Raw genomic sequence first — 25248 nt, forward strand, 5'->3', positions numbered from 1 at the left:
GATTCGCGGCCGGGTTGGCAAGGGCTAATGTGAAAAAGTTTCAAAAAAGTTCAGCGCTTGGGTTTTGCCTTGCGCATAACGGCCAGAACAGGGCCTGAACACACATACGCTGCAAATAGCAGCAACAGCATAACGGAGGGCTCTACTGAGATCATCACGAACCCAAGCACTACCGCCAACAGCACAACGAAAGGTACGGGCTTTTTGAAGTCCAGATCCTTAAAACTGTAGTAGCGGATGTTACTGACCATCAAAATACCTGCCGCACCTACTACGACGAGCATCAACAGCTTGAAACCAAATGCATCGGCATCAAAACTATGGAACGTCCATACGCTGGCAGCAACCAGCGCCGCTGCAGACGGGCTGGGCAAACCGATAAACCGCTTTTTATCGACACTACCAATCTGTACGTTAAAGAGTGCTAAGCGCAGCGCGGCACAAGCCACATACAGAAACGCGACCACCCAACCGGTTTTACCGATATCTTGGAGAATCCAGGTAAAGGCAACCAGTGCAGGCGCCATGCCAAACGTGATCATATCGGTAAGACTGACATACTCCGCGCCAAACTCGCTTTGAGTATTGGTCATCCGGGCAACTCGGCCATCTAAGCCATCTAGCACCATAGCAATGAAAATGGCGACCGCTGCGGATGTGAACTCACCGTTAATCCCAGCCACAACCGCAAAGAAGCCAGAGAAGAGCGCAGAGGTAGTGAATAAGTTAGGCAAGAGGTAGATGCCTTTACGGCGAATCTTCTTTCCATCCTCCACGGCCTCTTCAACGACCTCGGTTTCCCGCAAGAACGCGGTAGCTAGGTCTTCATTGCCGACAGCATCATCACTACTTGATGTTTGCTGGGGTGATTCACCGCTGGCCGACGTATCGGAAGGCTGCGTATTTTCGTGCTCTTGATCGCGAGCATCCTGGGTCATAAGTGTCATCCATTTGAAGTAAAGTCACACGAAAAGTGGTCTCTTCTCATTCTACACGGTGACGCCGAGGCAGCCAGCCAATTGCCGTAGACAACGAAAAACGCCCCGAGACAGAGCCTCGGGGCGTTAGCAAATCAGTTAATCGATTAGTTCTTGGACTTATCGACCAGCTGGTTGGCAGCAATCCACGGCATCATACCGCGCAGCTGGGCACCTACCTGCTCGATTTCGTGTTCCGCGTTCAGGCGACGACGTGCCGTCATGGACGGATAGTTAGTGCTGCCTTCCTGAATGAACATCTTAGCGTACTCACCCGTTTGGATACGCTTGAGTGCATTGCGCATGGCGGCACGCGACTCATCATTGATGACTTCAGGGCCGGTGACATACTCGCCATACTCTGCGTTGTTGGAGATGGAGTAGTTCATGTTGGCGATGCCGCCTTCGTACATCAGGTCGACAATCAGCTTGAGTTCATGCAGACACTCGAAGTAAGCCATTTCCGGTGCGTAGCCTGCTTCAGTCAGCGTCTCAACGCCTGCTTTTACCAGCTCAACTGCGCCACCGCACAGTACCGCTTGCTCACCGAACAGATCAGTTTCGGTTTCGTCTTTGAAGGTGGTTTCGATAATACCGCTGCGACCACCGCCAACGCCGGCTGCGTAGGAGAGCGCCAGCTCTTTAGCACTGCCAGACGCATCTTGGTGAATCGCGATCAGGTCAGGAATACCGCCGCCTTTAACAAACTCAGAGCGAACGGTGTGACCCGGCGCTTTCGGCGCGATCATGATCACGTCGAGGTCTTTGCGCGGCTCAATCTGGTTGTAGTGAATGTTGAAGCCGTGGGCGAACGCCAGCGTCGCGCCCTCTTTCAGGTTCGGCTCAACTTCCTGCTCGTAGATGGCTTTTTGGTTTTCGTCCGGCGCCAAGATCATGACCACGTCAGCGGTTTTGCACGCTTCCGGCACGCTCGCCACTTTTAAACCAGCCGCTTCTGCTTTCGCTGCAGAAGAGGAGCCTTTGCGCAGTGCGACAGTGACATCGACGCCAGACTCTTTCAGGTTGTTAGCATGCGCATGGCCCTGCGAACCATAGCCAACGATTGGTAACTTTTTTGGCTTGGATCAGGGACAGGTCGCAATCTTTATCGTAATAAACGTGCATGGCGAGACTCCAGAAGTCGGTAATATCAAATTTTTATAGCGTATAGGTCAGCGTTGATGGCCACCCGTGCCGTCTTATGCAGCACTGGGATTCGGCGTTGAGGTCACTCTACGATAGAGCAGCCGTTGCGTAAAACGCTATGTTTGCAACATACTATTTCATATTATGAAATCACGCTTAGGGTGTCGGCCTTTATGGATTTTCGTCTACTCAAACACGTGGTCACCCTGCCCGACACACTCCATTTTGGCCGTGCCAGCGAGCTTTGCCACATTAGCCCCTCGACGCTGAGCCGCTCTATTCAACAGGTAGAGAGCGAGCTAGGCACTCGCCTATTCGAGCGCGATAACCGCCACGTGACGCTAACCCCTCAAGGCATCACGTTCCAACACTATGCCAAAGAGACGCTAGAGCAGTGGGAAACCCAAAAACGCACCTTGGCCGCCACCACAGCACAACTCAGCGGGGAGATCAGCATTTATTGCTCGGTCACGGCGAGCTACAGCTTTCTGTATGAATTACTCAGCGATGTACGTACACGCCACCCCGGCATTGAGCTAAAGCTGCATACTGGTGACCCCGCCGATGCGATGTCGCGAATGCTGGAAGGCGCAGACGATATGGCGATTACTCCTCGCCCGCGTATTCCGCCTAGCGCGCTGGCCTTCAAGTCGCTGACCCGCTCGCCACTGCTGTTCACTGCACCCACCGAGCCCCACGCGTGGCTGCCGCCTCAACCAGAAAGCTCCACCGCAGAGCAGTGGCAGCACGTGCCGATGATTTTGTCGGAAGCAGGCCTCTCCAGGGAATACGCCAACACCTGGTTCAAAGCCATGGGTATTGCACCGCGCATTTACGCCCAGGTAGCCGGGCACGAAGCGATTGTGAGTATGGTCGGGCTTGGCTTCGGTGTGGGCGTTGTCCCCAAGATCGTGCTGGATAATAGCCCGCTGGCGGAACGGGTACAGGTACTTAACGTCATACCGGAGCTGCCCCACTATGATGTCGGCCTCTGCGTGCTGAACCGGCGGTTAAAAAACCCGATGATTGATGCGTTTTGGGCGGCGGTTAATCCACGTTAACGCACTATTTATCACTAAAGCACAGTACAAAAAAAACCGCCCAGCGAATGGGCGGCTTTTAGCAATACAAGTACTACTGTAAAGCGAACCTTTACAAGGACAGTACTTTATCGCCCCGGGCAATACCGGATACCCCGGTGCGCGCTACTTCGAGAATACCCACCGGCGCCATGGCCTGTAGAAAGGCATCCAGCTTTGAAGCGTCGCCGGTAATCTGCACCGTGTAGAGGCTAGGCGTCACGTCGACGATCTGCGCACGGAAGATATCCACCGTACGCTTAACTTCATCGCGGGCAGCGCCAAGCGCTTTCACCTTCACCAGCATCAGCTCACGCTCAATGTGGTTACCTTCGGTGAGATCCACCAGCTTGACCACATCAATCAGCTTGTTGAGGTGCTTGGTGATCTGTTCAATCACCCGGTCGTCGCCAACAGTAGTGACCGTTAAGCGGGACAGCGACGGGTCTTCCGTCGGTGCCACGTTCAGCGTTTCGATGTTGAAGTTACGCTGGGAGAAGAGCCCGACCACACGTGACAGCGCACCCGGTTCGTTTTCCATCAGAATCGAGATGATATGACGCATCAGGTACGCTCCGTTTTAGACAGCAGCATGTCCCGCATAGCACCCAGCGGTACCTGCATCGGATAGACGTGCTCATGGGGGTCGACCTTCACATCCAGGAAGACCAGCTCATGTTTGTTGGCAAAGGCACGCTCAAGCGCCGGCTCCAACTCGTCTAGCGTCTTCACGGTGATCGCGGTGAACCCGTATGCTTCAATCAGCATATGGAAGTCGGGCAACGACTCCATATAGGAGTGCGCATGGCGAGATTTATAGTTCAAATCCTGCCATTGGCGCACCATGCCTAGCGATGCGTTGTTCAGGTTGACGATTTTGACCCCTACCCCGTACTGCTTACAGGTAGAGAGCTCCTGCATCATCATCTGGAAGCTGCCCTCACCGGTGACACACACCACATCGTCTTCCGGGAAGTTTTGTTTGATGCCCATGGCGGCCGGGAAACCGAAGCCCATGGTGCCTAGCCCGCCAGAGGTGATCAGGCGATTCGGCTTATCGAACTTGTAGTACTGCGCCGCAAACATCTGGTGCTGACCCACGTCCGTGGTGACGTACGCTTCGCCACGGGTCACTCGGCACAGCGCTTCGATCACTTCTTGCGGTTTCAGCACTTCGCCGGTTTGGAAGGCTCGTAGAGCTTTCCTTCGCGATCGGCACGCCAACCGTCGATCTTCTGCCACCAATCGGTCAGTGCTTCTGGATGCGCAATGGAGTGCCCCTGCACCAAGCTAATCATCTCGTTGATGACGCTGGACGCCGGGCCAACAATCGGCACGTCTGCACGCACGGTTTTGGATACCGAGCTTGGGTCGACATCGACGTGGATGATCTTCGCCGTCGGGCAGAACTTCGACGTATTGTTGGTCACTCGGTCATCAAACCGCGCGCCAATGGCAATAATCAGGTCAGCGTGGTGCATGGCCATATTGGACTCATACGAGCCATGCATACCCAGCCAGCCCAAACACTGGCGGTCGCTTTGCGGATACGCGCCAATGCCCATCAGCGTGGTGGTAATCGGGAAGCCAAGCTGCTTCACCAAGTCGGTCAAGCCTTCGCTTGCCTTGCCTGTTACCACACCGCCACCGGTATAGAACACTGGGCGCTTGGCCTTCAGCATCATTTCGACGGCTTTTTTGATCTGCCCAGTATGGCCACGGGTCACTGGGTTATACGAGCGCATCTTGACCTTTTTCGGGTAAACGTACTCGTAGCGTTCGGTGGGGGCAGTCATATCTTTGGGGATATCAACCACCACCGGGCCAGGACGACCGGTCGATGCCAGATAGAAGGCTTTTTTCAGCACTTCTGGGATTTCGGACGGGTGACGAATCGAGAAGCTGTGCTTCACGATAGGACGCGTCACGCCGACGATATCGGTTTCCTGGCAGGCGTCGTCACCAATCAAGCGGCTCATGACCTGGCCGCACAGAACAACCATAGGAATGGAGTCCATGTAGGCGGTCGCAATGCCAGTCACCGCGTTGGTAGCGCCCGGGCCAGAGGTCACCAGCACCACGCCGGGCTTGCCGGAGGCACGGGCATAGCCGTCGGCAGCGTGAGTGGCGGCCTGTTCGTGAAGCACGAGGATGTGCTTCACTTATCTTGCCGGAACAGCACATCGTAAATATGCAGCGCCGCACCACCGGGATAACCATAAATGTACTCGACGCCCTCATCTTGCAAGAAGCGGGCGATCATATCTGCGCCGGAAAGCAGTGCCACTGTGTTTCTCCCCTGGAGGTCTCGAGTGCGATCCGCAGGACATCCTGAGGGGCCGAGTGCGGCGGTATGCCGCTGCCGGCCCATGCCGGCACCTGATGCCAGACCCTGGCAATATGGCCCGGTTAGGGCCTGCACTCTCATCGGGAATGCTCATTTATGGCATCCATAAAGAGCGGTTCCCTTACACGGCGGTTTGCCGTGTCGGGGCGTTGGCCAGGTCAGGCGGTTAGCCTAAGCCCGGAAGTCCTTCGGCGGGGAGAGGGTGAGCCTACCCTTCGCGCGGGGATCAGGGGGTGCCCGTTGGTCCGCGCCCGCAAATCAGGAACCCACAAGATTCCATTAGCGCCCTTAGCCTGTCAACCTCCGATCCCTTCAAACGCAACAAAGGTCGCAGTAAGCGCAAAAAAATGCCCCGCCAGCGGTGCTGACGGGGCATTTGCCCTATTTCATTGCGCAATTAACTAAACACTAGTTTGCCTTCATTGGCGCTGATGTGAATGGTATCGCCTGGGACATACTTGCCTGCCAGCAGGTCTTGAGCCAGCGGGTTTTCAATGCGGCTTTGAATGGCCCGCTTGAGTGGCCGCGCCCCAAACACAGGGTCAAAACCCACCACCGCTAGCTGCGCCATGGCATCATCACTAATCTCCAGGCTCAGGTCGTGTTCCGCGAGCCGCCCTTTCAAGCGCTCTAATTGAATACCGGCAATGGCCTGAATCTGCTCTTGGCCCAGCGCATGAAACACCACCACTTCATCGATGCGGTTGATTAATTCAGGGCGGAAGTGATTACCCACTACCTCCATCACCGCGTTTTTCATCAGCTCGTAGTCGTTATCATCCCCGCCCATTCGCTGAATAATGTCTGAGCCCATGTTGGAGGTCATCACAATCACGGTGTTACGGAAGTCGACGGTACGACCCTGGCCATCGGTTAAGCGGCCATCTTCCAGCACTTGCAGCAGAATGTTGAACACATCCGGGTGCGCTTTTTCCACCTCATCCAGCAGCAGCACCGAGTAGGGCTTGCGGCGCACTGCTTCGGTTAAGTAGCCCCCCTCTTCATAGCCGACGTAGCCGGGAGGCGCGCCGATCAGGCGAGCCACGGAGTGCTTCTCCATAAACTCCGACATATCGATGCGCACCATGGCTTCTTCCGTATCGAACAGGAAGTTTGCCAGTGACTTACATAGTTCGGTTTTACCCACCCCGGTCGGGCCGAGGAACAGGAACGAGCCGTTAGGACGGTTGGGATCGGCAAGGCCAGCCCGCGAGCGACGCACCGCGTTTGCCACGGCCTCTACCGCTTCATGCTGGCCAATGACACGCTCGTGCAGGGCGTCTTCCATACGCAGCAGTTTATCCCGCTCGCCTTCCAGCATTTTGGACACCGGAATCCCCGTCCAACGGGAAACCACTTCGGCGATCTCTTCTTCTGTGACGTTAGAGCGCAGTAGCTGGTGGCTGGCGGTATCCGCTTCGCCTTCGCCCGCTTCGCTGATCTTCTTCTCCAGCGCAGGAATTTTGCCGTACTGAATTTCCGACATGCGGGCTAAATCGCCCTGGCGGCGCGCTTGCTCAAGATCAATACGCGCCTGCTCAAGCTCCGCCTTAAACTGCGCCGCACCTTGGATACTGGCCTTTTCCGCCTTCCAGATCTCATCCAAGTCAGCGTATTCACGCTCTAAATCGTGAATCTGGTTATTCAGCGCTTCCAAGCGTTTTTTGGTAGCTTCGTCGGTCTCTTTCTTAAGCGCTTCACGCTCCATCTTGAGCTGGATCAAACGACGATAAGGCGATCCATCTCTTCAGGCTTGGAGTCCAGCTCCATGCGAATCCGCGACGCCGCCTCATCGATCAAGTCGATAGCTTTATCTGGCAACTGGCGGTCGGTGATGTAACGCGTCGAGAGCTTGGCAGCGGCAATAATCGCCGAGTCGGTAATATCGACGCCGTGGTGGACCTCATAGCGCTCTTTCAGGCCACGCAGAATGGCCACGGTGTCGGCTTCAGAGGGCTCATCCACCAACACTTTTTGAAAGCGGCGCTCCAGCGCGGCGTCCTTTTCAATGTACTTGCGGTACTCATCCAACGTGGTGGCACCCACACAGTGCAGCTCGCCACGCGCTAGCGCTGGTTTGAGCATATTGCCCGCATCCATGGCGCCTTCAGCTTTGCCTGCGCCCACCATGGTGTGCAGCTCGTCAATAAACAGAATGACCCGCCCCTCTTCTTGAGAGAGCTCTTTCAGTACCGCTTTCAGGCGCTCCTCAAACTCACCGCGAAACTTAGCCCCGGCTAGAAGCGAGCCCATATCCAACGAAAGCACGCGCTTCTCTTTTAACCCTTCAGGCACCTCGCCGTTAACGATACGCTGGGCCAGGCCTTCGACGATGGCGGTTTTACCCACGCCGGGCTCGCAATCAGCACTGGGTTATTTTTGGTACGACGCTGCAACACCTGGATGGTGCGGCGGATCTCGTCGGCGCGGCCAATCACAGGGTCGAGCTTGCCATCCAGCGCGCGCTGGTCAGGTCAAGGGTGTACTTATTGAGCGCTTCGCGCTGCTCTTCTGCATTGGCATCATTGACCTTGGCGCCACCGCGCAGGCTGTTAATCGCTGCTTCCAGGCTTTTGCGACTCAGCCCCGCCTCTTTCATTAGCTTGGAGATGGCGCTGTTCATTTCCAGCGCTGCCAACAGCACAAGTTCAGAGGCAATAAACTGATCGCCGCGCTTCTGCGCTTCGCGGTCGGTGAGGTTAATGAGTTTGACGAAGTCTCGAGAAGGCTGAACATCACCATCGAACTGGCTGACTTTAGGTAGATCGTCCATTTGGCGCTGCAGGCCGTCGCGCAGGCGCGAGCTGCTGCCTTCGGCTTTTTCGACCAGCGCTTTAATACCTGTGTCTTTGGTGTCAATCAGCGCCAACAGCAGGTGCGCTGGATCAAGCTGATTATGGCCGTGGCCTACTGCGAGGGATTGCGCCTCAGCAATGGCGGCCTGTAATTTAGCAGTGAATTTATCAAATCGCATGGAGTGCCTCCTGGGGTAGCCGTGCGTTTGGACCCACGGCGCTTCCCGATAACCTGTCGTTGAACGTGCTAAAGTCGATTAGCTTGACAAGTTAAATGGCGTCATATCCACGTATTTCAAGTGGCCCTTATTTGATCCAGATCACGCTTGCCATGCGGCCGGTATTGCCGTTGTCACGGCGGTAGGAGTAAAAGCGCGACTCACAGGCGGTACAGAAGTGCCCGCCGCTAATGTGGTGAATGCCTAATGCCTCTAGGCGAAAGCGCGTTAGCCGATACAAATCAGCCATATAGTGACCAAGCCGATAAGGGCTGTGATCAAAAGCATCGGCGGTATCAGGATGTACCGCGACAAAAGCGCCGTATACTGCTTGGCCCTCTTCAAACCGGCGTTAGAAATCGCCGGGCCTAGCCATACCAGAATGTCGTCCGGGTCGCAGTTCATCGCGGCCCCCGTAGCTTCCAGCACGCCACCTCCCAGGCCACGCCAACCCGCATGAGCAACCGCCACCTGGGTGCCTTGTCGGTTGCAGAGCAGAACCGGCAAACAGTCTGCGGTGAGAACGACACAAGCGTACTCGCTACTGCTGGCAAGAGCGGCATCCGCTTCCGGCGTGTCACTCTGATACTCCTGCTGCACCCGCGCACCGTGGGTTTGGTTTAGCCACAGCAGTGGAGGCTCATCACCGATCTCTTTCTGCATTAGCCGCCGACACAGCGCCACATGGTCAGCGTTATCACCAGCGGGGGTTGCCGGGTTGAAAGCGGCAAAGTCGTTCTGGCTTGGCCCGGTTTCACGGGTAGTCACAAAGGGCCGCACGTTGGCGGGCGCGGGCCAGTCCGGCAGCAGTAGCGTCGGGCGCAGGTCAATGGCATCGCTCATCGCCTGGTCTCGCTATCTTCGCGCAGGTAGTCCAATAACATTAGTAGATCATCGGGCAAGTCGGCTTGAAAAGTGAGGGTTTCGCCACTGACGGGGTGCACAAAGCTCAGCTTGCGAGCATGCAGCGCTTGGCGAGGAAACTCGCGAAAAATCTCTTTTAACGGCCCGGCAGCCCCCGGCGGAAGTTTGGCAAGGCCACTGTAGAGCGGGTCGCCAATCAGCGGATAGCGGGCGTGGGCCATATGCACGCGGATTTGGTGGGTGCGTCCGGTTTCTAGCTGGCAGCGTACGTGGGTGTGAGCACGAAAGCGCTCTACCACGCGAAAATGGGTCACGGCGGGTTTTCCGGACGCCGTGACAGCTTGGCGTTTACGGTCTTTCGGGGGCCGACCAATCGGCGCATCAATGGTGCTGCCCGCCACGGGTTTGCCAATCACCACCGCATCGTATTGGCGGGAAACGGTGCGCGCCTGAAGCTGCTCTACCAACGTCGTTTGAGCGGGCAGGGTTTTGGCGACCATCATCAGCCCGGTGGTGTCTTTATCCAAACGGTGGACGATCCCTGCACGCGGCACCTCCGCCAGTGCCGGATGATGATGCAGAAGAGCGTTTAACAGAGTGCCATCTGGGTTACCCGCGGCCGGATGAACGACCATACCCGCCGCCTTATTAATAACAATCACGGCCTCGTCTTCATAGACGATATCCAACGCAATGTCCTGGGGCTCAAAACGCGTATCCTCTTCAATGGACGCGTTGAGCGCCAGCACTTCATGGCCGTGCAGCTTGGCTTTGGGTTTTACTTTGACCCCATCGACGGTGAGCTCACCGGCGTTGATCCACGCTTTCAAGCGCTCGCGGGAGTAATCGCTGAACAACTCCGCCGCCGCTTGGTCCAAGCGTGCACCAGCTAATGATGCGGGCACCCGCTGCGTGGCTTCAACAATACGAGACATGAATAACCTCTCTAAGACGCTAACCGCCCAACTGCGTCACATAATACGCTTAACGTGTCGCTAAGCCTGCGTTTTGCGTCTAGGTGTTTTATAGTGGGCTAACTGCGACCTATTCTACCATTTCTACTTATGGCCATCGTCGCTTTTCGGTGATTGAGGCTTGTTTGCAACGAGGATGATGATGCGCGTTTTTTCCGCTGCCAACCGCTTTGGCGCCCTAGCCTTAAGCCTTGCCCTTCTGGCGGGCTGCGCCAGTAACGACACGACCCCGGAAGAGGAAGATGAGTTTGCGGGCGTTCAAGAGCGCGAGCTGTATGAACTGGCACGCACCGCGCTCGATAGCAACCGCTATCCGATTGCTATCGAGCGCCTTGAGGCTCTGGACACCCGCTATCCGTTTGGCCCTCATGCTGAGCAGGCCCAGCTTGAGCTGGTTTACGCTTACTACGAAAACAGTAACTGGGAAGAGGCGCGTGCTGCCGCCAGCCGCTTTATCCGCCTTCATCCAGACCACCCGCAGGTCGATTACGCCTACTACCTACGCGGGCTTTCCGCCTGGCAGGCGGGCCGCTTTAGTCTGGAGCGCTTGCGCCTGATTGATATTTCCAAGCGTGACCTGGGCGCCTCGCGGGATGCCTACAACGATTTCCGCGAGCTAATTCAGCGCTTCCCGCAGAGCCAGTACGCGCCGGATGCCCAGCAACGCATTGTTTATCTGCGTGAGCTATTAGCCCGCCATGAACTGCATGTGGCTGACTACTACCTGCGCCGTGGTGCTTTCTTGGCCGCCGTTGAGCGGGGCCGCTGGGTCATTGAAAATTACCCAGAGTCCAGCGCCACTCGTGATGCGCTAGCCACGATGGTGGAGGGCTATCAAGGCTTAGGCATGGACGACCGCGCCCGCGAGGTACTCACCGTGCTGCGCGAAAACGCGCCGGATCACGAGCAGCTTCAAAACGGCCGCTTTACACCCAAACATGGCAGCAGCGATTAAGCGTTGAATCAGGCCACTAGCGGCCGCCACGTTTAAGCTGTACAATCCATGCATCAATAAAACCACGCTTCGGCGTGGTTTTTTCGTTTATGGCTAATAAAACCTTATTTAACAGAAGCTTAAAAAAGCCAGACAATACCAATAATCATACACATATTGTACAAATTATTATCCAAGCGCTATTATCACCTCAGCCTAACATAATAAAGCGCCTGCACGGCGCCTAAGGAGCCTCACTGAATGCTGTCCCTGATGAAACGACTCTCTGGAATAAAAATAAGTACCCGCCTTGCCGTCGGGTTCTCTATTCTGCTAGCACTACTTGTACTGTTAACTGCCGCAGGCATTCTCCAGGTCAACCAAATTGACCGAGGATTGACGCAGATCAACGATGTACACGGCGAAAAGCAAGGCTACGCCGTTGATATGCGCGGCAGCGTTCACGACCGAGCAATCACGCTACGCGATATCGTGATCACCGCTGGTGATGGAATGCTCAGTGGTCTTCAAGCGGATATGCGTCGACTTGAAGACGCCTATCAGGTAGCCACAAGCGGTATGGAGCAAATTAACCAAAACACCACCGCTTCTGCTGAAGAACAGCGCCTACTCTCACTCATCGCTGAACACGCCACTACCGCTACCAACCTCACGGAGCAAGTGCTTACCGCTCGTGAAGCAAGTAGCAACGTGCAGGCACAAGCACTTTTATTAGAACAAGCGGGGCCGGCTTACACCGAATGGCTCAACCGCATCAATCAGTTTATTGATCTCCAAGAGCAGATTAATAACGCTATAACCGCCGATGCCCGCGCAACAGCCTCTGGCTTCCAGCTGCAAATGCTGGGATTAACACTATTTGCGCTGCTGATTGGCGGGCTGATTGCCGTATTCTTGTCTCGCCAGCTGCTGCGCGAGTTAGGCGCAGAGCCCTACGAGGTAAAAGCCTTTGCCCAAGCCATTGGACGGGGCGAACTGACACCCAAAGGGCGGCTTAAGAAAGGCGATAAGCGCAGCATTATGGCCTCGCAGGTGGAAATGGCGAAGCACTTACAGGATATCGTGGCGCAAGTGCGCGCCTCAGCAGAAGCCGTAGCTTCCAATAGCGAACAAATCGCTGAAGGCAACAATGACCTCGCCTCGCGTACCGAAGAGCAAGCCAGCGCCCTGGCAGAAACGGCTTCGGCTATGGAAGAATTGAATAGCACCGTCAAGCAGAATGCGGATAACTCCGAGCAAGCCAGCCAAGAAGCGTCTAGCGCTTCTACAATAGCCACTCAAGGCGGAGAGGCGGTGACTCAAGTAGTAACCACCATGAATGATCTCAACAAAAGCTCACAAGAGATCGCGGGCATTATTTCCACCATTGACTCAATTGCGTTCCAAACCAATATCCTGGCGCTTAACGCGTCGGTGGAAGCAGCACGGGCGGGGAGTTGTTGCTGAGGAAGTGCGCAAGCTGGCACAACGTAGCGCCGATGCCGCCCGTGAAATTAACAACCTCATTACCAGCAATCTTGAACGTGTGAATCATGGTAACGAGCGGGCTGAAGAAGCCAGCAAGTCCACCGAAGAGATTGTGGCAGCCATCGAGCGCGTTACCCAAATCATGCAAGAGATCAGCAACGCCAGTGCCGAGCAGAGCGCAGGTGTACAGCAAGTGGGCCAGGCGGTAACGGAATGGACCATGTAACACAGCAGAACGCCTCTCTTGTCAATGAAAGCGCGACAGCTGCTAACAACCTGCGCCAAAACGCTCATCAGCTACTGCATTCCATGGGGGCTTTCAAACTTCCGGCCACTGCGTCAACGGGTGCAGACCGCCGCCGCGTCAACCACGCGACCGAACAGCAATCACATAAACCCCAAAAAGCACCCGCGCTACCGGCTGCCAAACCTTCCACTGCTCCTGAACCCGAATGGGAAAGCTTCTAAATAAAACGTCTTGCCTGCCGTTAACTATTTAGGAGGGCCGTGGCGTGACACGCTGCGGCCCACTGCCTTCCCTTGAGGTTACTATGAAACCTTCCCAAAGCTTATTCATGGTGTTTTTGTTACCGGTATTGATAGTAGTGCTGCCCGTGCTGCTATTGCTGGTGCTGGCTACTCAGGTTATCAAAGAGCAGTCATTGCAGAACTATCAACTGCAATCTGATGACTTGGATACGTTGGTGCAAATGGCCACCTTCGACCGCCAAATGGGTGATCTTCACCAGCGCATGACCGAAGTATTTAGCCGCGCCGAAGAAACCAGCCTAAGTGCAATGCAGCGCTACTCCGAATACGGCCTGATCAATCAAGAGCTGACAGCCATCGGCGAAAGCATTGACCAACTGGCAGCCTCGCCACTTATTTTTGACCTTAGCAAAGGGAGTGCCGACACCCTGCAACGTGCTTTTCACCAGTATCAGCGTTTTGCCAGTATGGCAAACGAATCGGCGACGCTTAATCAAGGCGACCCAGGATTTTATCTTCAAGAAGCACAGCGCCACTACAATCCGTTAAGCCTATTCTCCCAGCAGATTTTTGAGGCACTTACCCAGCGTGCCAGCGACCGCCATCGCGAGTCTTACGCAGACCTCATCCACTCACGCGACTCCACGCTATGGATGGGTGTGGGGCTATTTGTACTGTTGATTAGTGCTGCTTTTCTGGCCGCATGGCGGATCAACCAGCGCCTTGTGACGGTAGGTGATGCCATTTTGGCGCTCTCCGATAGCCGCCAGGAACTACCTGATATGCAGGCGATAGAGCGTTTAAGCCAGAAGCACAGCGGGCCACTTAAGCGTATTGCACTTGCCCTGCTCTCTTTTCGTGTTACCGAACAGCAACGTCGCGCTGCGGAGCGCCAAGTACATCAACGGGCTTACTACGACACGCTCACCGACCTACCCAACTGGCGGTTAATGAAGGAGCACTTACAGCACTCCCTGGAAACTAACAGCCAAACCGACACCTATGGCGCGCTGGTGTATGTAGATGTGGATGAGTTCAAACGCATTAACGATGGCATCGGCCACCAAGCGGGGGACGATCTCCTTAAGCAGATGGCAACACGGCTTAAAACCCTTGAACAACAAGGCTGCATCATTGGGCGCTTAAGTGGCGATTAGTTCGTGCTGATTATTGACGGATTAGACAGCGATAAACTGAAGGCCGCCGAAAAAGCCGAATTCTTTGCCCATCAGGTCAATCATGCATTAACCCAGGCTTACTGCCTGGATGGTCATCACCAGTATCTCAACGTTAGCCAAGGGTTAGTGCTGTTTAAAGGCGTCGATGAAAGCGTCGATGATCTTTTCCAGTACGCTAACTCTGCCGTTCACATCGCAAAACGCGATGGTCAGAATAATATCCGCTTTTACGACCCTGCGGTCCAAGCACAGCTGGAGTGCCGCACAGAGCTAGAGCGCGACTTGCGCTTAGCGATTGAACGAGACGCGTTTGTCCTGGTGTACCAAATGCAGGTGGATAGCCAAGGGCGTGCCATTGGTGCAGAAGCACTGATTCGCTGGCAGCATCCCACCCGTGGTTTTGTATCCCCCGGCACGTTCATTCCGCTCGCCGAAGAAACGGGCCTCATCGTACCTATTGGTACGTGGGTGCTGCATGCCGCCTGTGAACAGCTTGTCATGTGGCAAACAGCGGAGCATACCAAAAGACCTAGTGCTGGCCGTGAATGTCAGCGCGAAACAGTTTCAGCAGCCAAACTTCGTGGAAGAAGTAGCCAACGCGCTGGAGCTAAGCGGCGCCTCGCCCCACAAGCTGAAGCTTGAGCTAACCGAGAGTACCGTGATTGGAAAAGTGGAAGATACCATCGCCCGCATGCATCAGCTGAAGGCGCTGGGGATCAGTTTTGCGATGGACGACTTTGGCACCGGGTACTCATCGCTGCAGTACCTGAAGCGCTTGCCGTTGGATCAGATCAAAATCGATCAGTCCTTCGTACGCGACCTTCACCAGGATGAGGACGATATGGCCATCGTCGAAACGATCATTGCCATGGGGCGTTCGCTGGGCCTTAACGTCATCGCCGAAGGGGTGGAAACCATGGAGCACTGGCGCTATCTCAACGAGCACCAGTGCCACGCTTATCAGGGTTACTACTTTTGCAGGCCACTGCCAGCGGAAGAGATGGCCAAATACTGCTTGGCCCCTCCTCCGGTACTGTCTTAAGCCAGTGAGCGCTTACATTAATCCCCAGGCTGCCAGCCATTCACTATGGGGTAGCGACGGTCAAGCCCGAAACCACGCGGCGTGACCCGCACTCCAACAGGGGCCTGGCGACGCTTGTATTCGCAGCGATCCACCAACTTGACGACTTTATAGACATCCTCTTCCTCAAACCGTGCCGCAATAATCGACTCGGCGCTCATATCCCCTTCGATGTAGCGGACCAAAATGGCGTCCAGCACATCGTAGTCGGGTAGCGAGTCGCTATCCTGCTGATCAGGGGCGAGTTCAGCGCTAGGCGGGCGCTCAATGACCCGCTCGGGAATCGCCGGAGACTGAGTATTGCGCCAGCGGGCTAAGCGATAAACCCAAGTTTTATACACATCCTTAATAGCGTTGTAGCCGCCCACCATATCGCCATACAGGGTAGCGTAACCCACTGCCATTTCGCTCTTGTTACCGGTGGTCAGCACCATCAGGCCTTTCTTATTGGAAATGGCCATTAACAGCACACCACGACAGCGCGACTGCAGGTTCTCTTCGGTAGTATCTCGCTCGGTGCCAGCAAAGCTTTCTGCCAAGGTGCCCATAAAGGCTTCCACCATCGCCTCGATGGGCATCACGTCATAGTGCACGCCCAGCAGGTTCGCCTGCTCGGCGGCATCCTGTTTGGAGATATCCGCCGTGAAGTAGTAAGGCATCATTACCGCCTGCACCCGCTGCGGCCCCAACGCATCCACCGCAATGGCCAGCGAGAGAGCAGAATCTATCCCACCAGAAAGCCCCAACACTACGCCCTTGAACCCGCTTTTATTGACGTAGTCACGCAGGCCAGTCACCAGCGCACAGTAGAGGCTCTCTTCCGGCTCGACGTCGGGTTCGATCTCTCCCGCTTGGGGCTCCCAGGTATCCGCGCTGGTTTGCAGCAACTGGATGGGCATCAAGCCCGCCTGCCAATAGGGTGCCAGCACCTTTAATTGGCCATTGGCATCGACACAGCTAGAGCCACCGTCAAACACCAGCTCATCCTGGCCGCCGATGGTGTTGACGTAAACAATCGGCCGCTGCACATCTTGGGCACGCAGCTCTAAAAGGCGCAGCCGCTCGGCGGGCTTGTCCTGATGGTAGGGCGAGGCATTCAGGCTAATCAGCACTTCTGCCCCGGCTTCCCGAGCCGCTTTTACCGGCGCGCCTTCCCATAAACCTTCACAAATCAGCAGGCCAAGCTTGGCGCCTTTATGTTCGTCCACCAGCGGCTCAGTGCCAGGGGTAAAGTAGCGCTGCTCGTCAAACACTTGATAGTTGGGCAGCGCCTGCTTGGCGTATTCTGCCTCCCACTGGCCGTTGTACAGCACACCCGCCAGGTTGTAGCACTTGCCTTCACGCACGCCGGGGTAACCAATAATCACCAGCACATCGCGGGAGATTTTTTCGGCCATTTTAGCCCGCGCTTCCCGCAGGCGGGTTTCCATGGAGGGGCGTAGCAGCAAATCTTCCGGCGGGTAGCCGGGTAAAAAAAGTTCAGGGAAGACAACAATATCCGCCCCATGCTCAATCCTCGCTTCTCGCACAGCCTCAATGGCACGCGCGGCATTGCCGGGAATATCTCCCACCAGAGGGTCGAGTTGGGCCATTACCAGCGTTAAGTCTTGCATGGGCGTTAAAATCTCTTGAGAATCTTCGGAATACGGTGGCATCTATATAGTAGATGCATTGTCCCGCAAGGCATGCCAAGTGGCAAAGGCCACACAGCACTAAGAGGGCTGAAAGCAACGAAAGTCTTGCCGCCAGTCACGCCTTGTAACCGCCTTTCCCACTTGGGGAGCCATTGAGGATGAATCTATTGATCATTCGGCTGATTATATTTGCCGTGCTGTTTTACGTAGGCTTGAAGCTTTACGGTATTTACCGCCAGCGTAAGCTGACCCACCAGCAGCAAACACCCCCTCGCCATGAAGGTGGCAAAATGGTGCGCTGCCGCTGGTGTGATGTCCACGTACCGGAAAACGAGGCGCTGCGCGATGCAGAACAGTGGTTCTGCTGTAGCGCGCACCGCGACCGTTTTTTGCAGGAGCAGGAAGACAACAGCAATCGCTAAGCCTCCCCGCCTTTACGCCAAACGCGCAGCCGTTGGCTGATAAGGCGTAGGATCCATCAGCGGCTTACGCCCAAGCAGCTGATCCGCTAGCAAGTGTGTCGATGCAGGCGCTAGTACTAAGCCGTTACAGTAGTGGCCTGCATTGACAAACACATTCGGAAAACCGGGCAGTGCGCCAATAAAAGGAATGCCTTCCGGCGAGCCAGGGCGCAGGCCCGCCCAATGGTGCGCTACGGGACAATCTGCCAGCGCGGGGATAATATTCTCCGCGCTCCGCTTGAGCGAGGCCAACGCCTCTTCAGCGGTGGCTTTATCGAAGCCCGCCTCTTCCAGGGTCGAGCCTACTAGCAGTAGTCCGTCGCTACGGGGAATCACATAGCGACCGTCCTTTAGCACGACACGTTGCACTAATCCCGAGGGCGCTTGATAAGCAATCATCTGCCCTTTGACGGGGCGCACCGGCAGGCGCACGTTTAAACCCTCTAGCAAGTGGCCGCCCAAGCACCGCCGCATACTACCAACTGCTCGGCCAGCTGCTCGCCTTGGTTGGTATCAACCCCCGCCACGCGGCCTTGGCGCTGAATAAACCCCTGCACGCTGCACTGTTCTACGAGTGTGACGTTCGGCATAGCGGCTAAGCGCGCCCGTAGCGCTTGGCCCAAGCGCGGGTTGCGCACGCTGCCCAGAGTGGGCATCCAGAGCGCGCTGCCTTCTGGCGCAGCCGCTTCGGGCTCTTTTTGATGCACAAAAGAGGCGTCTACCCGCTCCAATGGTTTGCCTAGCTGGCGGGCCCATCGCAGTGCCGCGTCATCGTCATCCACGTTTAAGTAGAGCAAGCGCTTTTGGCGATACTCCGGGTCGATGCCGGTCTCTTCCAGCAGGCGCAGCGCCAGCGTCGGATAGACACCCTCCGACCAGCGGGAAAGTTGCGATACTGGCTCGCCGTACCGCCATGGGTAGAGCGGCGACACAATACCCCCGCCTGCCCAAGAAGCCTCTTTCCCGCATACCCCACGCTCCACCAGCGTGATATTCTGACTGCATCTGCCATTTGCAGCGCGGTCATCATGCCAATAACACCACCGCCTATAATTAAGAAATCGCTCACAAATATTGCCCACTATTGCTAATAGAGTCGCTAAAAGAGCCGCTAACAGAGTACCAGCGCATTGGCGGCATAAAGAGAATGAGCATAGTGATGCGTTTCAACAGGTCAAGCTACTGAGAGAGACTATGGCACAGCCTCACCACATCGCTAGGCGACACAACACGGGCTTTACACTGCTTGAGTTGCTGGTGGCACTCGCCTTAATGGGCATGCTGGCGGCCTGGGGTTTGCCCAACTTTCAGGCACTAGGCGAGCGTTCTGCAGTCACCAGCGAGGTGAATCGGCTACAGACAATCCTTACTCTGGCACGCAATACCGCGATTACCCAGCAGAGCGATATAACAGTCTGCCCGGCTAACGAAGGGAAAAACGCCTGCTCAGATGACTGGAACAACCCTGTCATTATTGTCCAAGGAGACAAAACGACGAGCATTAGAGACAAAGATATTGTGCGCGTCTTCGCACCCACTAAAGGCGTTCACGTTACTAAGAATGGTCACTCAAGAATAAAATATAACCCAGTGGGACACGTCGGGGGCTTTAACAGTACCTACACCATTTGCCCTAGTAATGATCAAACAACATCTTCAGGGGCAGAGCTCGATGTAAGTACCTTAGGACGCGCGAGAGTGGGAGAAGATCCCATTAGCTGTACCGACTAATGAGATCTTCTAGCAACAGACATATACCTAATTAAGCAATACCATCCAGATAGCGCTCGGCATCCAGCGCTGCCATGCAGCCGCTACCCGCTGAAGTAATTGCCTGACGATAGATATGATCCATCACATCGCCGCAGGCAAACACACCCGGCACGCTGGTCGCCGTTGCGTTACCTTCACTGCCCGATTTAACTTTGATATAGCCGCCGTTCATTTCCAGCTGGCCTTCAAAGATGCCGGTGTTGGGGCTATGGCCGATGGCAATAACCAGCCCCGGCGCATGAATCTCTTTGGTGGAGCCATCTTTGGTAGATTTCACCCGCACGCCGGTCACGCCGGTGTTTTCGCCCAGCACTTCCTCTCCTTCGTAGAACCATTCCAGAGCAATTTTGCCCGCCTCGGCTTTCTCGAAGAGTTTGTCTTGCAGAATCTTCTCGGCGCGCAGGGTATCGCGGCGGTGTACCAGCGTCACCTTGGAGGCGATATTGGAAAGGTAAAGCGCCTCTTCCACGGCGGTGTTGCCCCCGCCTACAACAATCACTTCCTGGTTACGATAGAAGAAGCCATCGCAAGTGGCGCAGGCAGAAACGCCCTGCCCCATAAACTGCTGCTCAGTGGGCAGCCCCAAGTAGCGTGCGCTGGCACCGGTCGCAATGATCAGCGCATCGCAGGTATAAGTACCGCTATCGCCTTTTAAAGTGTACGGCTTTTCACCTAAGCTGACTTCATTGATATGATCAAACAGCACTTCGGTATTAAACCGCTCGGCGTGCTGCTTCATGCGCTCCATCAGCTCGGGGCCTTGGACGCCTTCGGCATCGCCGGGCCAGTTATCCACATCGGTTGTAGTGGTCAATTGGCCACCTGCCTGTATACCGGTAATCAGCAGCGGCTTTAAGTTAGCCCGTGCTGCATACACCGCTGCGGTATACCCTGCAGGGCCGGAACCAAGAATAATCAAACGTTCATGACGCGTTTCCATGACACCACCTTTGTCACAATATTGAGCAGATAACGTTGCAAGAGAGTCTGCCTGAAATGGCGCCAAGTACAAGCTATTACAAGGGTTAGTCTACGCTATTAGGCAAAGATGCCTTGAAACTCTATGGTGAAACACCCATGTGCTATTAATAAGCCATACTATTGATTCGCCATACCAAGAAAAGCAGTGACCGTCGCGTAAACGCCAAGCAATCAGAGGAGAATGGAATGAGCAAGATACCCAACACGCTTCATACCTTAACGGCAGGAAGCCAAGAGTATCACTACTACAGCTTGCCCACGGCGGCTGAAACGCTAGGCAACATCGACCGGCTACCCAAGACGCTCAAAATCCTGCTCGAAAACCAGCTGCGCTTCGCTGACGATGAGAGCGTCGACCAGGAAGACATGCAGGCCCTGGTGGATTGGCAGAAAGAGGGCAAATCCAGCCGTGAAATCGGCTACCGCCCCGCCCGCGTGCTGATGCAAGACTTTACCGGCGTACCCGGCGTAGTGGACCTTGCTTCCATGCGGGCCGCCGTAGAAAAGCTCGGTGAAGACCCTGCCCGTATCAACCCGCTCTCCCCGGTTGACCTGGTGATTGACCACTCTGTGATGGTCGATAAATTCGGCAACGCGGCGGCGTTCCAAGAAAACGTCGATATCGAAATGCAGCGCAACGGCGAACGCTACGAGTTCCTGCGCTGGGGCCAAAAAGCCTTTGATAACTTCAGCGTTGTACCGCCCGGCACCGGTATTTGCCACCAGGTGAACCTGGAGTACCTGGGCCGCACGGTATGGACCAAAGAGGAAGATGGCAAAACCTTTGCCTACCCCGACACGCTAGTGGGCACCGACTCCCACACCACCATGATTAACGGTCTCGGCGTACTGGGCTGGGGCGTGGGCGGTATCGAAGCCGAGGCCGCCATGCTGGGTCAGCCGGTTTCCATGCTGATTCCCGAGGTGATTGGCTTCAAGCTGACGGGCAAGCTGCAGGAAGGCATTACCGCCACCGACCTCGTGCTGACCGTCACCGAAATGCTGCGCAAAAAAGGCGTGGTAGGTAAGTTCGTCGAGTTTTACGGCGATGGCCTGAAAGACCTGCCGCTGGCGGACCGCGCCACCATTGCCAACATGGCCCCGGAATACGGCGCCACCTGCGGCTTCTTCCCGGTGGATGACGAAACGCTCAACTACCTGCGCTTAACCGGTCGCGAAGATAGCCAGATCGCGTTGGTTGAGGCTTACAGCAAAGCCCAAGGCCTGTGGCGTGAGCCGGGTGACGAGCCTGTGTTCACTGACACACTCACAGCCTGGATATGAATGAGGTAGAAGCAAGCCTTGCAGGCCCCAAACGTCCGCAGGACCGCGTTGCCCTGAAAGATATGGCCAGCGCCTTTAACAAAGTCATGGAAGAGGACGGCAAAGCACGTCCCACCACCGAGAAGGGCAAACTTGCTTCGGAAGGTGGCCAAACAGCGGTGGGTATTGAGCGTAGCTACGAGCACGACTTCAAACACAGTGACAGCCAGTCCGTCACCATGGGCGAGCAGGACTTCAGCCTTGACCCCGGCGCGGTAGTGATCGCCGCCATTACTTCGTGCACCAACACCTCCAACCCAAGCGTAATGATGGCGGCAGGCCTGCTGGCCCGCAACGCCCGCGAAAAAGGCTTGACCACCAAGCCTTGGGTAAAAACATCGTTGGCCCCCGGCTCTAAAGTCGTCACCGACTATCTCGCCGCCGCCAATCTTAACGATGACCTAGACGCCCTAGGCTTCAACCTAGTGGGCTACGGCTGCACTACCTGTATCGGTAACTCTGGGCCGCTGCCGGAAGAGATTGAAAAAGCCATCAACAACGGGCGACCTCACCGTGGCCTCGGTGCTCTCTGGCAACCGTAACTTCGAAGGCCGCGTGCATCCGCTGGTGAAAACCAACTGGCTGGCCTCGCCGCCCCTGGTGGTCGCCTATGCATTGGCGGGCAACGTACAGCGCAACCTAACCACCGACCCGCTCGGCCAGGATAGCGACGGCAACCCGGTTTATCTGAAGGATATTTGGCCTTCACAAGCGGATATCGCTAGCGCCGTCGAGAAGGTCAATACCGAGATGTTCCGCAAAGAGTACGGCGCGGTCTTTGAAGGTGACGACACTTGGAAGTCGATCAAAGTGCCGGAAGGCAAAGTGTACGAGTGGCCGGAATCAACCTATATTCAGCACCCGCCCTTCTTTGAAGGGATGCAGCGGGAGCCAGACGCCATCGAGGACGTGAAGAACGCCCGCGTACTGGCGATGCTGGGTGACTCCGTCACCACCGACCATATCTCGCCTGCTGGCTCTATCAAGCCGGATAGCCCCGCCGGGCGCTACCTGCAAGAGCACGGCGTGAAGCCGGTCGACTTCAACTCCTACGGCTCACGCCGGGGTAACCATGAAGTGATGATGCGCGGCACCTTCGCCAACGTGCGCATCAAAAACGAGATGCTCGACGGCGTGGTAGGCGGCGAAACCCGCCACGTGCCGAGCGGCGAGCAGATGGCGATTTACGATGCCGCCATGAAATATAAAGAGGAAGGCACGCCGCTGGTGGTGATTGCTGGTAAGGAGTACGGCACCGGCTCCTCGCGGGATTGGGCGGCCAAAGGCACCCGTTTGCTGGGCGTGCGCGCAGTTATTGCCGAATCCTTCGAGCGTATCCACCGCTCTAACCTGATCGGTATGGGCGTGGTGCCGCTACAGTTCCCGGAAGGCGAAAGCCGTGAAAGCCTGGGATTAACAGGGGATGAGGAGATCTCGATTGCCGGTTTGAGCGACTTAAGCCCCGGCGGCACCGTTCAAGTCGTGATTAAAAATAGCGACGGGGAACGTACCGTTGATGCCAAGTGCCGAATTGATACCGTCAATGAGCTGGCGTACTACCGCCACGGTGGTATCCTTCACTACGTGCTGCGCAAGATGATCGGCGCAGCCTAGAGGTACGACCTCCCAATGCTTGCATAGCCCCCACCTCGGTGGGGGCTTTTTTTTGCCAGCGCGCCAGTTTAGAAGGCGCGACGACGATAGAAGCGGTACTCCGGCGACCAGCAAGCTTTTTCGATACGCTCGCGCAGCGCTGTACCACTGGTTTTCAACGCAACGCCGTTCTGCTGGGCTTGTGCGGCCACCTCAAAAGCAATCGACTTGCTGATATCACGAATCCGCGACAGCGGCGGCAGCAGCGCGCCTTTGCCTTCTTTGACCAGCGGTGCTTCACGGGCCAACGCCCGCGAGGCGCTCATCAGCATCTCATCGGTAACGCGGTTAGCGTTCGCGGCAATCACACCCAAACCAATGCCGGGGAAGATATAAGCGTTGTTGCACTGGGCAATCGGATAGGTGCGGCCGTTATAGACCACCGGTGCGAACGGGCTACCGGTGGCTACCAGCGCTTGACCATCGGTCCAACGAATCACATCCTCTGGCACCGCTTCCGCCTGGGAGGTCGGGTTCGAGAGCGGCATAATCACCGGATGTTCGCAGCCTGCGTGCATGGTACGTACCACCTGCTCGGTGAAGATACCGCGCTGGCCACATACGCCAATCAAGATCGTCGGTTTGATTTGGGCAATGGTCTCTTCCAAGCCCTGGCCGTTCCACTCCGCCACTAGCGAAGAGTCATGGGCCAAACGGCGCTGGAAATCCCGCTGCCACGTTTGATCCGTGGTCATCAAACCGTCACGGTCGACGATAAAGATGCGCGCCCGCGCTTCCGCTTCGGTCAGGCCTTCCGCCTCCATGGCGACCACGACCTGCTCGGCGATACCGCAACCGGCAGAGCCACCGCCAACAAACACCACGCGCTGCTGGGCAATGGTTTCTTCGCGGGCCTGGCAGGCCGCCATCAGCGTACCTACCACCACAGAGGCCGTGCCCTGCACGTCATCGTTGAAGCAGCACAGTTCGTTACGGTAGCGCTCCAACAGCGGCACGGCGTTGGCCTGGGCAAAATCTTCAAACTGCAGCAGCACGTTCGGCCAGCGGCGCTTCACGGCAGCAATAAACTCCGCCATAAAGGCATCGTACTCTTCCTGGCCTACCCGTTCATGGCGCCAGCCCATGTACATCGGGTCATCCAGCAGCGCCTGGTTATTGGTGCCTACGTCGATCATGATCGGCAGCGTATAGGCTGGGCTAATCCCGCCGCAAGCGGTGTAGAGCGCCAGCTTACCGATAGGAATGCCCATGCCGCCGATACCCTGGTCGCCAAGGCCGAGAATCCGCTCGCCATCGGTCACCACGATCACTTTCACGTTATCTTTGGTGGCGCTACGCAGGATATCGTCCATATGCTCGCGGTCCGGGTAGCTGATAAACAGCCCCCGGTGGTTGCGGTAGATATTGGAGAACTCCTGGCACGCCTGGCCAACCGTTGGCGTGTAGATAATCGGCAGCATCTCTCCAGATGCTCAGAGACGAGACGGAAATAGAGCGTTTCGTTGTCATCCTGAATGGCACGAAGGTGAATATGGCGCTCTAAATCGCTATGGCACTGCTGGTACTGGCGGTAAACACGCTCAAGCTGATCATCAATGGTTTCGACTTTTTGTGGCAACAAGCCTATCAGGTTAAACGCTAGCCGCTCCTCCTGAGTAAACGCGCTGCCTTTGTTCAATAGCGGCATTTCAAGCAGCGAAGGACCGGCGTAAGGAATGTACAGGGGGCGTTTACTCGTCGTAGACATAGGCACTCTCTTTTTATGTCAATTGCTGTTGCAATGCAGCAACGCTGGGCGTTGGCGGCGTTTAGGCGTAATGTAACATGCTAGTACGACAAAGGTGGCAGAGACATAAATAATGGCATCAAGTAGGAAGGGGAGTCGCCTCCCC

General features: G+C 56.0%; 12 protein-coding genes and 8 pseudogenes. 9 read left to right on the forward strand and 11 right to left on the reverse strand.

Annotated features, from left to right (window positions below):
• Positions 1-50: 50 nt before the first annotated feature.
• Together pssA and ilvC are read right to left on the reverse strand one after the other, a co-directional pair.
• Positions 51-938 (reverse strand): CDP-diacylglycerol--serine O-phosphatidyltransferase, encoded by an 888-nt coding sequence (gene pssA / locus B4967_RS01980; RefSeq protein ID WP_083023247.1) that lies wholly within the window; start codon positions 936-938, stop codon positions 51-53.
• Between the two features lie 146 nt (positions 939-1084).
• A pseudogene (ilvC, locus tag B4967_RS01985) lies at positions 1085-2102 on the reverse strand (ketol-acid reductoisomerase).
• Between the two features lie 194 nt (positions 2103-2296).
• On the opposite strand from ilvC, the gene ilvY reads away from it, so the two are divergent.
• Positions 2297-3184, forward strand: coding sequence for an HTH-type transcriptional activator IlvY (gene ilvY, locus B4967_RS01990; RefSeq protein ID WP_083023249.1), 888 nt, complete (start codon positions 2297-2299; stop codon positions 3182-3184).
• Positions 3185-3275: 91 nt separating this feature from the next.
• On the opposite strand, the gene ilvN is transcribed toward ilvY, so the two are convergent.
• The 5 genes and pseudogenes from ilvN to rluD all read right to left on the reverse strand — a co-directional run bounded on the left by ilvN (position 3276) and on the right by rluD (position 10361).
• Positions 3276-3767, reverse strand: a complete 492-nt coding sequence (gene ilvN, locus B4967_RS01995) for an acetolactate synthase small subunit (protein WP_030074339.1) — start codon at positions 3765-3767, stop codon at positions 3276-3278.
• A pseudogene (locus tag B4967_RS02000) lies at positions 3767-5489 on the reverse strand (acetolactate synthase 3 large subunit). Before B4967_RS02000 ends, ilvN begins: the two are co-directional and overlap by 1 nt.
• A gap of 457 nt (positions 5490-5946) precedes the next feature.
• Positions 5947-8523 (reverse strand): annotated as a pseudogene (clpB, locus tag B4967_RS02005) (ATP-dependent chaperone ClpB).
• Between the two features lie 127 nt (positions 8524-8650).
• Positions 8651-9405, reverse strand: a pseudogene (gene pgeF / locus B4967_RS02010) (peptidoglycan editing factor PgeF).
• Entirely contained in the window at positions 9402-10361 is a 960-nt protein-coding gene (rluD, locus tag B4967_RS02015; RefSeq protein WP_083023250.1) for a 23S rRNA pseudouridine(1911/1915/1917) synthase RluD, read from the reverse strand. Before rluD ends, pgeF begins: the two are co-directional and overlap by 4 nt.
• Before the next feature lie 181 nt (positions 10362-10542).
• Here rluD and B4967_RS02020 point away from each other — a divergent pair, with 181 nt between their 5' ends.
• The 5 genes and pseudogenes from B4967_RS02020 (at position 10543) to B4967_RS20000 (ending at position 15531) form a co-directional block, all read left to right on the forward strand.
• A complete protein-coding gene (locus B4967_RS02020) occupies positions 10543-11355 on the forward strand; it encodes an outer membrane protein assembly factor BamD (RefSeq protein ID WP_083023252.1) in 813 nt (270 codons plus the stop codon).
• A gap of 240 nt (positions 11356-11595) precedes the next feature.
• Positions 11596-13290: pseudogene (locus B4967_RS02025) on the forward strand (methyl-accepting chemotaxis protein).
• Positions 13291-13373: 83 nt separating this feature from the next.
• Complete coding sequence (locus B4967_RS18600) at positions 13374-14468, forward strand: sensor domain-containing diguanylate cyclase (RefSeq protein WP_243470274.1); 1095 nt, start codon at positions 13374-13376, stop codon at positions 14466-14468.
• A gap of 3 nt (positions 14469-14471) precedes the next feature.
• Complete coding sequence (locus B4967_RS19995) at positions 14472-15131, forward strand: GGDEF domain-containing phosphodiesterase (protein ID WP_279384627.1); 660 nt, start codon at positions 14472-14474, stop codon at positions 15129-15131.
• The gene (locus tag B4967_RS20000) at positions 15070-15531 is read left to right on the forward strand and encodes an EAL domain-containing protein (RefSeq protein ID WP_279384628.1); all 462 of its coding nucleotides are present in this window, start codon (positions 15070-15072) and stop codon (positions 15529-15531) included. The genes B4967_RS19995 and B4967_RS20000 overlap by 62 nt, the downstream gene beginning before the upstream one ends.
• Positions 15532-15548: 17 nt before the next feature.
• Here the strand turns inward: B4967_RS20000 and B4967_RS02035 are convergent, their stop codons facing one another.
• Entirely contained in the window at positions 15549-17183 is a 1635-nt protein-coding gene (locus tag B4967_RS02035; protein ID WP_083023253.1) for an NAD+ synthase, read from the reverse strand.
• A 179-nt stretch (positions 17184-17362) separates the two neighbouring features.
• Between B4967_RS02035 and B4967_RS02040 the strand changes: the two genes are divergently transcribed.
• The gene (locus B4967_RS02040; protein ID WP_083023255.1) at positions 17363-17626 is read left to right on the forward strand and encodes a PP0621 family protein; all 264 of its coding nucleotides are present in this window, start codon (positions 17363-17365) and stop codon (positions 17624-17626) included.
• 12 nt (positions 17627-17638) lie between these two features.
• Here B4967_RS02040 and thiO read toward each other — a convergent pair.
• Positions 17639-18734: pseudogene (gene thiO / locus B4967_RS02045) on the reverse strand (glycine oxidase ThiO).
• A gap of 125 nt (positions 18735-18859) precedes the next feature.
• Here thiO and B4967_RS02050 point away from each other — a divergent pair.
• Positions 18860-19396 carry a GspH/FimT family pseudopilin gene (locus B4967_RS02050; protein WP_083023257.1) on the forward strand — a complete coding sequence of 179 codons (537 nt, stop codon included), beginning with the start codon at positions 18860-18862 and terminating at the stop codon, positions 19394-19396.
• A gap of 31 nt (positions 19397-19427) precedes the next feature.
• On the opposite strand, the gene trxB is transcribed toward B4967_RS02050, so the two are convergent.
• The gene (gene trxB, locus B4967_RS02055; protein ID WP_083023258.1) at positions 19428-20378 is read right to left on the reverse strand and encodes a thioredoxin-disulfide reductase; all 951 of its coding nucleotides are present in this window, start codon (positions 20376-20378) and stop codon (positions 19428-19430) included.
• A 227-nt stretch (positions 20379-20605) separates the two neighbouring features.
• On the opposite strand from trxB, the pseudogene acnA reads away from it, so the two are divergent.
• Positions 20606-23356: pseudogene (gene acnA / locus B4967_RS02060) on the forward strand (aconitate hydratase AcnA).
• Between the two features lie 68 nt (positions 23357-23424).
• Here the strand turns inward: acnA and B4967_RS02065 are convergent.
• Positions 23425-25103 (reverse strand): annotated as a pseudogene (locus B4967_RS02065) (NAD-dependent malic enzyme).
• Between the last annotated feature and the right edge of the window lie 145 nt (positions 25104-25248).

Origin of the sequence: Vreelandella lionensis (assembly GCF_002087295.1) — a bacterium.
Taxonomy (GTDB): Bacteria; Pseudomonadota; Gammaproteobacteria; order Pseudomonadales; family Halomonadaceae; genus Vreelandella; species Vreelandella lionensis.